The organism is Arthrobacter sp. MMS24-S77, assembly GCF_054888235.1.
Genome location: NZ_JBTZRN010000001.1, coordinates 4,715,260 through 4,728,063, shown reverse-complemented (window position 1 = coordinate 4,728,063; position 12,804 = coordinate 4,715,260). Strand labels below are relative to the sequence as shown.

Here is a 12,804-nt window from a genome sequence, read left to right as displayed (position 1 = left end):
GTACGAACCCGGAATTGCCGCGCGCGCGTTGACCGCTGGAATTTTCCTTCCTGCAGGATATCAAGCCAGCGCGTGGCCATTCATTCAGCCGGCCAAGGAGGATCCGTGCCCGAGTCCAAGCCCCGCAAGAGGGCCGCCCGCCCCACCGAGGCGGCCACCGCACAGCAGTACAAGCCGAACCCCGTTTGGTACAAGCCGGTCATGTTCGGCCTGATGATCATCGGCTTGCTGTGGATCATCACTTTCTACATCACCAGTGGCCAACTTCCCGTGCCGGCATGGGAGTCCTGGAACATCGTGGCTGGCTTCGGCATCGCGATTGTCGGCTTCCTCATGACCACGCGCTGGCGCTCCTAAGCGGCGACCTCACATTTCAGCCGCCTGCACCGTCTACTAGGCATGACCACCAGGCACACCACCATTGATTCCCCACTGGGCCAGCTCACGCTGACCGCCCAGGGCGGGCTGCTGACGGGCATCTTCTTCGAGGGTCACTGGCATATGCCGCCTCAGGAATTCTTCGGTCAAGCCGTCCCGGCCGATGATCCCCTGTTCCAGCAAACCGCCGCTGAGCTTGGCGAATACCTGGCCGGCGAACGGACGGTGTTCGACGTCCCTTTCAAGGCTTCCGGGAATCTTTTCCAGGAACAAGTCTGGGCCAGGCTCGAACAAATTCCGTATGGGCAAACCGTCAGCTACGGGGAACTGGCCGCCGAACTGGGCGATCGCAACCTTTCCCAAGCGGTCGGTTCAGCGGTTGGCCGCAATCCCCTAAGTATCGTCATTCCGTGCCACAGAGTAATCGGGCGCGACGGGCGGCTTACCGGATACGCCGGCGGACTCGACAACAAGCGGTTCCTCCTGGAACTCGAGGAACCAGCGGCGGCGAAGGAAAGCAAGCTCTTCTGATGGAGCCCAAGAAGCCGTTCGAGCTGATCGTCCGGGAGCACGAACCCACGGTGCTCCGTGTATGCCGTGCGGTTCTTGGCCCCCACGACGCAGAAGACGGCTGGTCCGAAACGTTCCTTTCCGCGTTGAGGGCTTATCCCGGGCTTCCTGCAGGCGCGAACGTCCAGGCCTGGCTCGTCACCATTGCGCACCGCAAGTCCATCGACATCGTCCGTGCGCGTAACCGTCAGCCACTTCCCGTGGAAGTGCTGCCGGTGAGCCATTCCGGGCTCGGCATCCCCGGCGACGGCCATACGGAAGTGCTCGACGCCGTCGGACAGCTTCCGCCGAAACAGCGGCAGGCGGTGGCGTACCACTACCTCGCGGGGCTTCCGTACAAGGACGTCGCCGCGCTTCTCGGCGGAACCCCCGACGCCGCGCGTCGAGCAGGTGCCGACGGCGTCAAGGCACTTCGCACCATTCTCGTCGATAGCTCCGTGAGCTACGTGAAAGAAGAGACCCCATGACCATCCACCACAACAAACCGGACGCCTCCGAGCTCCTCGCACCCTTCGAATCCGTGGAACCAGAGGTCCTGCAGTTGCTCCACGACCGTCTTGCAGCAGCGGCGGCTGAACAACACACACTCGATATCGCCTACCGCACCGTGGATTCCCCGATCGGCAAACTGCTATTGGCGGCAACGGAGCGTGGCGTGGTGCGCGTTGCTTTTGAAGTGGAAGACCACGACGCCGTGCTGCAACTGCTCGCTGAAAAGCTCAGTCCGCGGATCCTCCTCTCGGCAGGCCGCCTGGATCCCGCTGCCCGGGAACTGGATGAATACTTCGCCGGGACGCGGCACAATTTTGACCTGCCCTTGGATTTCAGGCTTTCGCGTGGATTCCGGCTCAGCGTCCTGGAGCATTTGCCGCAGATCGCCTACGGGCATACGGAAAGCTACGCGCAGGTGGCCTTGGCCGCCGGAAGCCCTCGAGCCGTGCGCGCCGTCGGCACTGCCTGCGCCACCAACCCGCTGCCGGTGATAGTTCCTTGCCATCGGGTGGTGAAGTCCGATGGATCGTTCGGCAATTACCTCGGCGGTACGGAGGCCAAGCGCACCTTGTTGGCCCTTGAGGCAGCATGAGCTCAGGGTGGACGGAACCGCTGTTTCCGCTTGAGTTGCCGGACGGGCCCGACGCCGGTCCGCGGGAGATCGCGCCCGGCGCCGTGCACGTTCCGGGCTGGCTGAGCCTGGAACAGCAGCGGTGGATCACGACCCGTTTCGGTGAGTGGACGCGGGGTCCCGTTCCTTTGCGTGCCGCGGTTCTTCCCGGCGGGCACCCGATGTCCGTTCAGACGGTTTGCCTGGGCTGGCACTGGCAGCCCTACAGGTACACACGCGAAGCCTTCGACGTCAACGGACGGCGGGTCCTGGACTTTCCCGACTGGATGGTGCGGCTTGGCCGCAAAGCACTCTTCGAGGCATACGGTGATGCCGCGGAAGCCGCCGACTATACGCCGGACACCGCGCTGGTGAACTTCTACAACGACGCCGCCAAGATGGGGATGCACCAGGACAAGGACGAAAAGTCCCGGGCCCCTGTGGTGTCACTGAGCATCGGTGACAGTAGCATCTTCCGCTTCGGGAACACTGAGACCCGCACCAAGCCGTATACCGACGTCCAACTGTCCTCCGGTGATCTGTTCGTCTTCGGCGGTTCATCGCGTCTTGCGTACCACGGCATCACCAAGGTGCTCCCCGGAACGGCCCCCGAGGGCTGCGGACTGCCCAGCGGGCGGATCAATATCACCATGCGCGTCACTGGAATGTCGTAGGGCTGGGGCACAATGTCAACAACAACTTCTGCCCGGCTTCCTGTGGAGGAACACTTATGACCCCGCCCGAGAACGGCACCATCATTGGCGATGACGGCCTCGCCCGGCCGCCGTGGGCATCCGCTGACCCGCTCATGCGCGAGTACTACGACCACGAGTGGGGCATGCCCGTGCGGGACGAGCAGGGCTTGTACGAGCGCATCAGCCTCGAGGGTTTCCAAGCGGGCCTCTCTTGGGCCACTATCTTGCGCAAACGCGAAGCGTTCAGATCCGCTTTCTTGAACTTCCACCCGGAAAGTGTCGCGGCCTTTACCGAGGCGGATGTCGAACGGCTGATGCAGGATCCGGGGATCGTGCGCAACCGGCTCAAGATCCGCGCGGCCATCACCAACGCCAAAGCCACCATCGCCCTGCGCAGCGAAGGCGGACTGGTGGACTTCGTGTGGTCCTTCCAACCCGAGTCGACGCCCGAACCGCGTACCTTTGCCGATGTCGCCACCCAGTCGCCGGAATCGATCGCCTTGTCCAAGGCCCTGCGTAAGAAGGGCTTCGCCTTCGTCGGGCCCACCACCATGTACGCGTTGATGGAGGCGATCGGCATCATCGATACCCATCTCGTGGACAGCCATCGTCGTGGCAGCTCAGGAATTTGGCCCTGATACCCCCATTTCTTTCCACAGAAGTGCGTAACTTTATCCACAGCTGTGGACAATTCTTGTGGACATCCACGCACATGGCGTGAAAATCCCCGAGATTCAGGTGGATACCAGGCCGGTACGCCTTCCACATGAGGTTTTACCCAGTGTGAACAACCCTGTGGATAGTGTTCCCGGGTTCATCGAGAGTTCATCGCGGAGGCATTGAGAACTTCATTCAGGCGCCTCGCGCCTTGGCGGCCGGATGTGCTTTCGGTTCACCGTCTCGGCTCCCCGAAGGGGCTTTGGCCGGGAAATGTGAAAGAATCTGCGTATGAATGCAGATAAGAATGCCTGCTCGCTGGGAGTCGACAGTCAGTACGTTGAGTTGGCCGTTGAAGTGTTCGCGATGCTGGCTGACGCCACGAGGGTGCGGATCATCCTGGCCCTCCGCGACGGCGAAATGGCCGTCGGCGCGCTGGCGGACCTGGTGGGGAAGTCCCCGGCGGCGGTATCGCAGCACCTTGCCAAAATGCGCCTGGCGAGGATGGTTTCCACGCGGCAGGACGGAACCAAGGTGATGTACCGGCTTGAGAACGAACACGCCCGCCAACTGGTGGCAGATGCCATCTTCCAAGCAGAACACGCCTTGGGCAGCACCCCTGCACACCACCGTGCGGAACAGGCATCGGCATGACCAGCGGCCAGCAAGTTGGTCATCACGAAGACCATGTGCATGAACATGACCACGCCGGACACGACCACGATCACAACGGGGGTCTCAAGGGATGGCTCTACGAGCTTTTTGTCCCGCACTCCCACGATGCCGCCGATTCCATCGACGACGCCCTCGAGTCCAGCACGCAGGGGGTTCGGGCCCTGAAGATCAGCCTCTTCATACTCCTCGGCACCACCGTCCTGCAGTTCCTCGTGGTCCTCATCAGCGGCTCCGTCGCTTTGCTGGCAGACACCATCCACAACTTCTCGGACGCGCTCACCGCGGTGCCCCTGTGGATCGCGTTCATCCTGGGGCGCCGGGCGGCAACTCGCCGCTACAACTATGGGTACGGGCGGGCCGAGGACCTTGCGGGACTGTTCATCGTCGTCGTGGTTGCACTTTCGGCGGTGGTCGCCGCCTGGCAATCCATCGACCGCCTGTTCCACCCGCAACCCCTGCACAACCTGTGGTGGGTTCTCGCTGCCGGACTCATCGGCTTTGCGGGCAATGAAATCGTGGCTGTCTACCGCATCAGGGTCGGCCGGCAGATCGGGTCCGCTGCATTGGTCGCCGACGGGGTCCATGCGCGCATCGACGGATTCACCTCCCTCGCGGTGGTACTTGGCGCTGGCGGCGTGCTGCTTGGATTCCCTTTGGCCGACCCTATCGTCGGCCTGCTGATTTCGGCGGCCATCATCGTCCTGCTCTGGGGCACTGTACGCAGTGTCGGCCGGCGCCTGATGGACGGAATAGAACCCGAACTGCTCGACCACGCCCAAGCGGCGTTGGAAAGGACTCCCGGCGTGCTTTCCGTGCCGAAGCTCCAGCTTCGCTGGGTTGGCCACCGCCTTCAGGGGACGGCCACCATCATGGTCGCCAACGCGGCCCTCTCAGCCGTGGAAGAAACTATCGACGACGCGCGGCATCAGCTTGAGCGCGCGCTGCCAAAGCTCGACGACATGGTGATACAGCCTGTGACAGGGCGGGGCCGCTGAAAGGCCGGGTTCCCTTCCCAACGGGTGCCCAGCTGTTGGGGCTATGATGACCCACTGAACACGAACCTGCTGAGAAGGGACCCGCCCGCCCCGCCCAAAAATCCATGAAAGAAGATGCCCATGAGTCAGCAAGCGATTCCGGCGAAGCCTCGCCGGAACGTTGAAATGGTATTGCTGGTACTCGCCCTTGGCGTTGGCGTCGGGGCCATCGCCATGACCGGCGTGGACAAGAAGGAAGCCCTCGACTTTGGATTCTGGCTCCAAGCCGGAACCTTGACGGTGCTGGCCGGGGTCTTCCACGTTGTCCTGCGGTTCAGGGCACGGTACGCGGATCCGGTGATCCTCCCTATCGTCGTGGCGTTGAACGGTTTGGGCATCGCCATGATCCGACGCTTGGACGCGTCAACCGGCAGCACTGCGGGGACCAACCAGCTCAACTGGACCATCGTCTCGGTCCTGGTCGCGGCCGCCGTACTGTGGCTGCTGAAGGATCACCGGTTACTGCGCCGGTACACGTTCATTGCCCTTGCTGTCAGCGCTGCCCTTCTCATCCTTCCCCTCGTCCCGGGCATTTCCGCCGGCGATATCAACGGTGCGAATGTCTGGATACGACTCGGGCCCCTGCAGTTCCAGCCAGGGGAGATCGTGAAGATCACGCTCGCCGTCTTCTTCGCGGGGTATTTGTCCTCCAACCGGGACCTGATCTTGTTGGCCGGCAGGAAATTCGGACGCCTGCAGTTCCCCAGAATCAAGGACACGGGGCCGATGATCACCGCTTGGGCCGCCAGCGTAGGCGTCCTTGTCTTCCAGCACGATCTCGGCATGTCGATCTTGCTCTTCGGCCTGTTCATGGTGATGATCTACGTTGCCACGAGTCGGGCGAGTTGGCTGGTTCTCGGCCTGATACTCATGGCAGTGGGCGGATACGCCGCGGCAAAGATCTTTTCCCATGTCGGCTTGCGCATCGACGCCTGGATCAATGCCTTCGACCCCCAGGTGTACACCCGCTTTCCCGGAGGTAGCGCCCAGATTGTCCAAGGCCTCTTCGGAATGGCCGATGGCGGCCTGATCGGGAAAGGCCTCGGGCTCGGAAGCCCGGACCTTGTGCCCTTCGCCAACAGCGACATGATCATCGCCTCCCTTGGCGAAGAACTCGGCTTGATCGGGCTGTTCGCGATCGTGCTGCTCTACTTGCTGCTTTTCACCAGGGGATTCCGTGCCGCGTTGGGCATCCGGGATGCGTTCGGGAAGCTCCTGGCCTGCGGGTTGGCCTTCACCATGGCCCTTCAGTGCTTCATCATCATCGGCGGCGTCACCCGCCTTATTCCCCTCACTGGACTGACCACGCCGTTCCTCTCCGCGGGCGGGTCCTCCCTCCTTGCCAACTGGATCATCGTCGCCCTGCTGTTGCGGATCAGTGACGCAGCCCGCAGGCCCCAAGCGATCGCTTCCCAGGCCGAACACTCCCCGGCGTGACGCGCGTCTGGAAATGGACCTTTGCACTATTTGATGCGAGGCGTGCCCTACGAAGACCTCGTTGAGTCCCGGGAGTTCCTGTCCGTCGTCGAGACGTGCCGTCGCTGTGGCCGGTGGCGTGGACGAAGACGAGCAGACTTCCCAAGCCATTGAATTTTCTGGCTGTTCTGGACAATATGGCGGCCAAATTGCTGCTGCCCTCAAGGGCTTCGACCGGCAATCCCGAAATGCCACAGAGGGACCGCTTCCGAGTGAGGGGTCGGGTTTCCGAAGTTGACCTGCCCGATTCGTGTCACGATCGGCCACCTCATGGCACCTAATTGATGCCTGGCCATTACTTCGCTTGGAAGCGATTGTTCCTACGGTGTTCAAGCTGAGAGCGGAAGGGGGATACATGGAGAAGGAACTGGAGTTTGAGCTGGCACCGTGCAAGAGCACAACCATCTGAGAATGACGGAAATAAGCGAAGGCCGCGGGCCTCGGGTCTGAGGTCCGCGGGCTTTGTCCGCTTCGTATACAAGTCGTGGTGAGGATTGGTTTGGAGACCCTGCTTGATCTCGATCGGGTACATGAAAACATAGCGTGGTCGCGGGCGTAGGGATCAGCGTCAGCGGAATGGCTCTTCGAGTCTTCGCCACAGAATCACTCCAGTCCTCTGATCGGCGAACGACCGTCTTCTCCGCAATCCAAGTGGGCGCAAATCTGGCTGCAGCAGCTGGCCCCCTTCTGGGTGCGCTGCTCCTAAGCGGCTCAACGGCTGCTCTTCTTTGGTCGGTTGCGGCAGGATACGTTGCTGCTGCCATCGTTTCTGCGATTTTCGTTCCCTCAACGCGACCGCGCACCTCTAAGGAACGGCCACCGCTCACAAGAGAAACGTTCGCCGCGATTGTCCTGGATCGGCAAGTCCGGGCAGCCGCGATCACCTCTGCGACTGGTTGTTTCCTCTACGCGCAGCTCTTCTCAGCGATCTCGATCCACCTCCTCTCCGTTGCCGAGTCCGGCCCACTAAGGTCGTCTGTTTTTGTCGTGAACGCCTTGCTAGTGGTGGCCATCCAGGCTCCCATCAGCATGCTCATGAACAGAAGAATGCGCGGTGGAACGCCCCCCCTTTGCATTCATGCGCGGAGGAGTTTCTCTCTTCGCCAGCGCGTACCTCGTCATGGCCCTGTTAGGGGGCACACTTTCGGGAGTCCTGCTTGCGGTGGTTGTTTTCTCAATAGCGGAAGCCTTCTTTACACCCATATTGAACACCGTTTTCGCAGGCATCGGCGGTCACCGCTCGCAACTCGAGCTCTTCAACATGCGACAAATCTCCACGAGCATCGGCGAATCCGTTGGCAGCCTCGTTGGCGGCGCGGTGTTCACCGTGTCCCAAGCTGCTGGTTGGAACACGGCCTATTGGGGAGCACTTGCCGTGCTTGCCATTTCAGTGGTCGGGGTGGTCCGCAAATGGCCGCAAGACACGGAATTGAACGATTTGCATCAGCACGATTCAGCTCAAGCATCAGATGGGAACGTAAGCCAATGAGCGAAGCCATCATCAATCTGTGTCCAACCGGGATGGTTCCACGCAGGGAAACCGTGCCTCATGTTCCGATCACTCCCGAAGAGATAGCCGCCGACGTTCGGCGATGCGCTGACGCCGGAGCATCCATGGTGCATCTACACGCAAGAGAGGACGACGGCACCCCTACATGGCGGCGCGAACGCTTTGAAGAAATTATCGCCTCCGTCGTCGATGCCGTTCCTGAGATCGTTTTGGTCGTCACTACCAGCGGACGAGGTTGGCAGGACGTCGACAAACGCTCTGAGTCCCTCGATCCCCAGGGGACTGCAAGACCCGAAATGGCGTCGCTCACCCTCGGCTCAATGAACTTTCCATCAGGCCCGTCGGTGAACTCTCCCGAAACCATCGAAGCACTGGCGGGTCGAATGCGCCGGCAAGGAATCGTACCGGAGCTCGAGGTGTTCGACGTTGGCATGGCGAATGTCATTCACTACTACAGGAAACAAGGCATCCTGACAGACCCGACCTGCGTCAATGTCCTGTGGGGTTCGCGCGGCACGGCAGATCTCTCTGCGGCCAATGTCTCTGCCGTTCTTGCAACGCTGCCGGGCAACACGACCTGGGCATTCGCGGGCATCGGCCGGTACCAGCTCAAGGCCAATACTCTTGCTCTCGCCCTCGGAGGTCACGTGCGTGTAGGGCTGGAGGACAACCCCTATGAGGATTGGACCGACCGCACCCCGGCGACCAACCCGCGACTTGTCGAGCGCGTCGTCAGAATCGCCAAGGAACTTGGCCGGGAGCCCGCCGATCCCGCGAAGACACGCGAGATTATTGGCTTGCGACAGCCCGTGGATCGGTTCTCTCATGCACCGTCAGGGCAGCTGGAGGCCTCGTGAACCCGCTTCGCGGTCGACGCCAATGGGGATCGCGCCACGCCGTGTCCACAGGAATCAACCGGCGGCACACCCGGTGGAGATGGCCAGACGCAATGGAACCTCCAAACCGTCGGATCCTTGGTGTTCGACAACACCGATCTCCTTGAAGCGTTGACCCGGCCCAAGTGGACCTACTACCCCGGTCCCGACAAGGCTGAGGCGGAAATGGCCGAAGAGCTTTGGGTCGACGAAGAAATCGCCCCGGATACGATTTCCGAACTTGAAGCGCGAGGTCACGTGGTGGTTAAACGACCGACTGTCGGCGGCGTCACGAGGGCAATCGACTTCACCGGCCGTGCCCTCCTGGTTCTCGATGACGGACGACAGGAAGGCGTGTCTCTGGCGGTGTGAAACCGCGATTCACCCCGCGGCACTCTTTTGGGCGATGAGCGCGTACGTGTGCCAACGCTTCATTCCTGAAAATGCCATCCCATCGTGCTCTTCCTCATCGAGCCGGATGATTCGAAGGGCGGACGCCATATCGTCGATCTCTGCACGATTCAGATACGTCCCGGGCCCTTCTGCCCATTCATCGCGATCGCCGAAAAAGTCCGCCGCCACGATACCCCCGGCCTGAGCGACACAAGGATCAGCTCCCAGAACCCTTGGAAATCCTCGCGCGGCACGTACGGCATTCCTGCGCACGAGAGTACAAGATCCGCTTCGGGCAGCGATTCCAGGCGTGTGAAGTCACTGACGGAATGTTCCAGAGGCAGGAAAAGCGAAAGCTCGTCCATGTAAGGGACAACACTCGGGTCCCGGTTCGGGCCGCTGCGAACGCCCCGGACCCGCGCAGCAGCAGTTCGGGGCGCACAATTGTGGAGGTAGCGCGTGATGTACGCGACTTGCAATCGTCGGAGTTACACACTTAACAACAGGCGGCTACCCACAAGTTATCCACAGCTGGGGAAAAGTATTGCCTTCACCGTGGAAAACTCCCGGAACGGCGCGCTTTCGGGGCAACCGGGAATCGGCGAACTACAACCGTGTGAGTTATTAACAATGTTGATAACCCTGTTGATACTGCGCACCGCCCGCCGCCAACGGTGAGGTTGTCCACACGCCCCCGAATTTTAGGCTTCTTATCCACATAGCCACAGGCGTGTGGGCAAAAGTTATCCACAGCTGTGGACGTTAATCCCCAGGGCGATCTGCCACCCCCGCCATCTCGCCCTGCACAGCCAATCCACAAGTGAACTACATCCTTGTAAGTTACACACATTGTGGATAACCCCTGTGGAAAACATATCCAGGGTCTTGACGGTCCTCGTGCACAGTCTTAGGCTTGTCGTATTCAATTAATTAGTTGATAAACCGCTCATTTGAATAACCCGATTGAAGAGTCAGCTAGTCGAAGAAGCAGAGCGCTACGGAACCCGTCCGCAATGCTTTGAACAGGCAGGGGAGACGCATGCCGGAGACTGTTGGAACATCGGTGCTGGATCCTGAAGACCAGCTCAATAGGGCTTTCATGGCCCTCGCCGATCCCGTGCGCCGCAGGATACTGGCGCGATTGGCCTTGGGCGATGCCACGGTCAATGAGATCGCCCAGCCATTCACCGTCACCGTCCAAGCCATTTCAAAGCATCTGCAGGTACTGGAAGGTGCCGGGCTCATCACTAGGAGCAGGGAAGCGCAGCGCCGTCCCTGTCACCTGAACGCGACGGCGCTGGGTCCCTTGGCCGAGTGGATCGAGAACTACCGCCTTCAGGCCGAGGAACGCTTCGCCCGGCTGGACGAGCTATTGGCCGGCGAAACCCCGCTAGCCGCTGACCCGGCCGAAGGGGACTATTCGGAAGAGGAGAAGGAACAATGAGCACCAACACAACGACCATTGACGTCACGGCCGGCACGCCGTTCATCGACACCAGCCGCGACTTCGACGCCGCACCGGATCGCGTGTTCCGGGCTTTCACGGACCCCGAACTGGTGGTCAAGTGGATGGGTCCGCGCCGCTTGGAAGTCCGTCTTGTGTCCTACGATGCACGGACCGGAGGCAGCTACCGCTACATTCATTCGGACGGCCAAGGCAACGAATTCGGCTTCCGCGGGGTTTTCCACGAGGTCCAGGAACCTTTGCGGATCATCCAGACCTTTGAGTTCGACGGGGCCCCCGGTCAGGTCACCCTGGATACCACCAGGTTCGAAGATCTCGGGGGCCGCACACGCGTGGTGCAGCACTCCGTGTTTCCTTCGGTGGAGGCCCGGGATATGGCTGTCGCCAGCGGTATGGAAACGGGCATCAAGGAATCGATGGATCGTTTGGAGGAACTCCTAGGGTAAAAGCTCTAGGAGCGGCTAACCTGCCGTCGCCCGAAGGATGGTAGCCAGGACCAGAATCCCGGCCACCACTGCCATCCCGGCAGTCTGCAACAATGCCTGGCGCGGTCCACGCGGTGCAAAGGCGATGACGGCCGCGGACAGGGCACCCGTAACGAGGCCACCCAAGTGGGCCTGCCAGGCGATGCCGGGGACCAGGAATCCAATGGCGCCGTTGATGGCAATGAGGATCCACAGCTGCCTTGTGTCTCCGCCGCGCCGGCTCTGGACTACCAGGAGTGCGCCAAACAGGCCGAAGATCGCACCGGAAGCACCTTCCACTCCGGTTGGAGGCAACGCGGGCGTGAGGAGCAGGAAACCCACAGAGCCGCCGACTGCGGACAGCAGGTAAACGGCCAGGAAGCGAATGCGCCCCAGAACGGGCTCAAGCACCTGGCCAAAGATCCAGAGCATGTACATGTTGAGCACGATGTGCAGGACAAAGCCCTGTGAATGGACAAAGGCAGAGGTCAGCATCCGCCAGGGTTCGAAGGCACCAAACTGCGGGGTGGCGTAGACAGACGCGAACGCGAGTTGATCCTCCACCACGTTGCCGGGAATCAGCCATTGCAGGACGTACACCAGGGCGCACAGCCCAATAAGCACGTACGTCGCCAAGGGCCGGCCTGTCGAAACGGCACCGCCATAGGCGGAGCGCACGGCCGGCGTCGAACGCTTTATTTCGTTGACGCAGTCAATGCATTGGAACCCGACGGCGGCCGCCCGCTGGCATTCGGGGCATGCAGGACGCCCGCAACGCTGGCACCGCACATAGGAAGGCCTGTCCGGGTGCCTGGGGCACACCGGAATGTCTGCGGACGGCTCTGCCGCCGGGATTCCGTAACTCATATGTTGCTCAGGCTCCGGGGATCAGAGCTGTACGACGTCAATGCTGTTGATGACGACGTCCTCAACAGGGCGGTCGCCCATGCCGGTGCGGACGGCCTCGATGGCGTCGACAACCTTCTTGGATTCTTCGTCAGCAACCTCGCCGAAGATGGAGTGCTTGCCGTAGAGCCAGTCGGTGTTGACAGTGGTGATGAAGAACTGGGAGCCGTTGGTGCCCTTGCCCATCTGGACGCCGGCGTTGGCCATGGCCAGCTTGTACGGGGCGTTGAAGTTCAGTTCCGGGTGGATCTCGTCGTCGAACTTATAGCCCGGTCCGCCGATGCCGCGGCCGAGGGGATCGCCGCCCTGGATCATGAAGTCTTTGATGATGCGGTGGAAAATGGTGCCGTCGTACAGGGGAGTACCGGTCTTGTCTTCGCCGGTCTCGGGGTGCGTCCAGGACTTTTCGCCGGTGGCCAGGCCCACGAAGTTGGCGACTGTCTTGGGCGCGTGGTTGCCGAAGAGGTCAACCACGATATCGCCGAGGCTCGTGTGGAAAGTTGCTTTTGCGGTTGCGATGGTCATAGCGCCATTCTTTCATGCAGGGTCAACGACGAGGTGGCCAGGAAGGCGGTTCCGCGTTCGGTGAAATCTTCCATGAATC

Annotated in this window: 16 protein-coding genes and 2 pseudogenes; 15 read left to right on the top strand and 3 right to left on the bottom strand. The window is 61.3% G+C overall.

What is annotated here, in order from left to right; genetic code table 11:
- The first annotated feature begins 105 nt into the window (after nt 1-105).
- From ACX5I4_RS21890 to ACX5I4_RS21830, 13 genes and pseudogenes are all read left to right on the top strand, one after another.
- The gene (locus ACX5I4_RS21890) at nt 106-357 is read left to right on the top strand and encodes a cell division protein CrgA (RefSeq protein ID WP_461838535.1); all 252 of its coding nucleotides are present in this window, start codon (nt 106-108) and stop codon (nt 355-357) included.
- A 42-nt stretch (nt 358-399) separates the two neighbouring features.
- A complete protein-coding gene (locus ACX5I4_RS21885) occupies nt 400-909 on the top strand; it encodes a methylated-DNA--[protein]-cysteine S-methyltransferase (RefSeq protein ID WP_461838534.1) in 510 nt (169 codons plus the stop codon).
- Nucleotides 909-1,415 (top strand): RNA polymerase sigma factor, encoded by a 507-nt coding sequence (locus ACX5I4_RS21880; RefSeq protein ID WP_461838533.1) that lies wholly within the window; start codon nt 909-911, stop codon nt 1,413-1,415. Before ACX5I4_RS21885 ends, ACX5I4_RS21880 begins: the two co-directional genes overlap by 1 nt.
- A complete protein-coding gene (locus tag ACX5I4_RS21875; RefSeq protein WP_461838532.1) occupies nt 1,412-2,032 on the top strand; it encodes a methylated-DNA--[protein]-cysteine S-methyltransferase in 621 nt (206 codons plus the stop codon). Before ACX5I4_RS21880 ends, ACX5I4_RS21875 begins: the two co-directional genes overlap by 4 nt.
- Nucleotides 2,029-2,724: an alpha-ketoglutarate-dependent dioxygenase AlkB family protein gene (locus ACX5I4_RS21870; protein ID WP_461838531.1), complete on the top strand. Its 696-nt coding sequence runs from the start codon at nt 2,029-2,031 to the stop codon at nt 2,722-2,724. The genes ACX5I4_RS21875 and ACX5I4_RS21870 overlap by 4 nt, the downstream gene beginning before the upstream one ends.
- Nucleotides 2,725-2,780: 56 nt before the next feature.
- Nucleotides 2,781-3,383, top strand: coding sequence for a DNA-3-methyladenine glycosylase I (locus ACX5I4_RS21865; protein ID WP_461838530.1), 603 nt, complete (start codon nt 2,781-2,783; stop codon nt 3,381-3,383).
- A gap of 310 nt (nt 3,384-3,693) precedes the next feature.
- A complete protein-coding gene (locus tag ACX5I4_RS21860; protein ID WP_461838529.1) occupies nt 3,694-4,056 on the top strand; it encodes an ArsR/SmtB family transcription factor in 363 nt (120 codons plus the stop codon).
- Nucleotides 4,053-5,072: a cation diffusion facilitator family transporter gene (locus ACX5I4_RS21855; protein ID WP_461838528.1), complete on the top strand. Its 1,020-nt coding sequence runs from the start codon at nt 4,053-4,055 to the stop codon at nt 5,070-5,072. Before ACX5I4_RS21860 ends, ACX5I4_RS21855 begins: the two co-directional genes overlap by 4 nt.
- A gap of 120 nt (nt 5,073-5,192) precedes the next feature.
- Nucleotides 5,193-6,548 carry an FtsW/RodA/SpoVE family cell cycle protein gene (locus tag ACX5I4_RS21850; RefSeq protein WP_461838527.1) on the top strand — a complete coding sequence of 452 codons (1,356 nt, stop codon included), beginning with the start codon at nt 5,193-5,195 and terminating at the stop codon, nt 6,546-6,548.
- Nucleotides 6,549-7,130: 582 nt separating this feature from the next.
- Nucleotides 7,131-7,625: pseudogene (locus tag ACX5I4_RS21845) on the top strand (MFS transporter); the annotation flags it as partial.
- A gap of 16 nt (nt 7,626-7,641) precedes the next feature.
- Nucleotides 7,642-8,076, top strand: a complete 435-nt coding sequence (locus ACX5I4_RS21840) for a hypothetical protein (protein WP_461838797.1) — start codon at nt 7,642-7,644, stop codon at nt 8,074-8,076.
- Nucleotides 8,073-8,954 (top strand): beta-keto acid cleavage family enzyme, encoded by an 882-nt coding sequence (locus ACX5I4_RS21835; protein WP_461838790.1) that lies wholly within the window; start codon nt 8,073-8,075, stop codon nt 8,952-8,954. Before ACX5I4_RS21840 ends, ACX5I4_RS21835 begins: the two co-directional genes overlap by 4 nt.
- 75 nt (nt 8,955-9,029) lie before the next feature.
- Nucleotides 9,030-9,344 (top strand): annotated as a pseudogene (locus tag ACX5I4_RS21830) (gamma-glutamyltransferase); the annotation flags it as partial.
- A gap of 149 nt (nt 9,345-9,493) precedes the next feature.
- On the opposite strand, the gene ACX5I4_RS21825 reads toward ACX5I4_RS21830, so the two are convergent.
- Nucleotides 9,494-9,730 (bottom strand): hypothetical protein, encoded by a 237-nt coding sequence (locus ACX5I4_RS21825; protein WP_461838526.1) that lies wholly within the window; start codon nt 9,728-9,730, stop codon nt 9,494-9,496.
- A 674-nt stretch (nt 9,731-10,404) separates the two neighbouring features.
- Between ACX5I4_RS21825 and ACX5I4_RS21820 the strand changes: the two genes are divergently transcribed.
- Together ACX5I4_RS21820 and ACX5I4_RS21815 are read left to right on the top strand one after the other, a co-directional pair.
- Nucleotides 10,405-10,809: an ArsR/SmtB family transcription factor gene (locus ACX5I4_RS21820; protein ID WP_461838525.1), complete on the top strand. Its 405-nt coding sequence runs from the start codon at nt 10,405-10,407 to the stop codon at nt 10,807-10,809.
- Nucleotides 10,806-11,276, top strand: a complete 471-nt coding sequence (locus tag ACX5I4_RS21815; protein ID WP_461838524.1) for an SRPBCC family protein — start codon at nt 10,806-10,808, stop codon at nt 11,274-11,276. Before ACX5I4_RS21820 ends, ACX5I4_RS21815 begins: the two co-directional genes overlap by 4 nt.
- A gap of 15 nt (nt 11,277-11,291) precedes the next feature.
- Here the strand turns inward: ACX5I4_RS21815 and ACX5I4_RS21810 are convergent, their stop codons facing one another.
- Together ACX5I4_RS21810 and ACX5I4_RS21805 are read right to left on the bottom strand one after the other, a co-directional pair.
- On the bottom strand, nt 11,292-12,161 hold the full coding sequence (locus ACX5I4_RS21810; RefSeq protein ID WP_461838523.1) for a rhomboid family intramembrane serine protease: 870 nt from the start codon (nt 12,159-12,161) through the stop codon (nt 11,292-11,294).
- A gap of 21 nt (nt 12,162-12,182) precedes the next feature.
- Nucleotides 12,183-12,725, bottom strand: a complete 543-nt coding sequence (locus ACX5I4_RS21805) for a peptidylprolyl isomerase (protein WP_461838522.1) — start codon at nt 12,723-12,725, stop codon at nt 12,183-12,185.
- Nucleotides 12,726-12,804 lie beyond the last annotated feature (79 nt).

Bases quoted from the DNA above. Each gene is read 5' to 3' on its own strand.
- ACX5I4_RS21865 (WP_461838530.1), top strand. From the start codon at position 2,781: ATGACCCCGCCCGAGAACGGCACCATCATTGGCGATGACGGCCTCGCC.
- ACX5I4_RS21810 (WP_461838523.1), bottom strand. From the start codon at position 12,161: ATGAGTTACGGAATCCCGGCGGCAGAGCCGTCCGCAGACATTCCGGTG.
- ACX5I4_RS21805 (WP_461838522.1), bottom strand. From the start codon at position 12,725: ATGACCATCGCAACCGCAAAAGCAACTTTCCACACGAGCCTCGGCGAT.
- ACX5I4_RS21825 (WP_461838526.1), bottom strand. From the start codon at position 9,730: ATGGACGAGCTTTCGCTTTTCCTGCCTCTGGAACATTCCGTCAGTGAC.
- ACX5I4_RS21885 (WP_461838534.1), top strand. From the start codon at position 400: ATGACCACCAGGCACACCACCATTGATTCCCCACTGGGCCAGCTCACG.
- ACX5I4_RS21855 (WP_461838528.1), top strand. From the start codon at position 4,053: ATGACCAGCGGCCAGCAAGTTGGTCATCACGAAGACCATGTGCATGAA.
- ACX5I4_RS21850 (WP_461838527.1), top strand. From the start codon at position 5,193: ATGAGTCAGCAAGCGATTCCGGCGAAGCCTCGCCGGAACGTTGAAATG.
- ACX5I4_RS21815 (WP_461838524.1), top strand. From the start codon at position 10,806: ATGAGCACCAACACAACGACCATTGACGTCACGGCCGGCACGCCGTTC.
- ACX5I4_RS21875 (WP_461838532.1), top strand. From the start codon at position 1,412: ATGACCATCCACCACAACAAACCGGACGCCTCCGAGCTCCTCGCACCC.
- ACX5I4_RS21835 (WP_461838790.1), top strand. From the start codon at position 8,073: ATGAGCGAAGCCATCATCAATCTGTGTCCAACCGGGATGGTTCCACGC.
- ACX5I4_RS21870 (WP_461838531.1), top strand. From the start codon at position 2,029: ATGAGCTCAGGGTGGACGGAACCGCTGTTTCCGCTTGAGTTGCCGGAC.
- ACX5I4_RS21880 (WP_461838533.1), top strand. From the start codon at position 909: ATGGAGCCCAAGAAGCCGTTCGAGCTGATCGTCCGGGAGCACGAACCC.
- ACX5I4_RS21820 (WP_461838525.1), top strand. From the start codon at position 10,405: ATGCCGGAGACTGTTGGAACATCGGTGCTGGATCCTGAAGACCAGCTC.
- ACX5I4_RS21860 (WP_461838529.1), top strand. From the start codon at position 3,694: ATGAATGCAGATAAGAATGCCTGCTCGCTGGGAGTCGACAGTCAGTAC.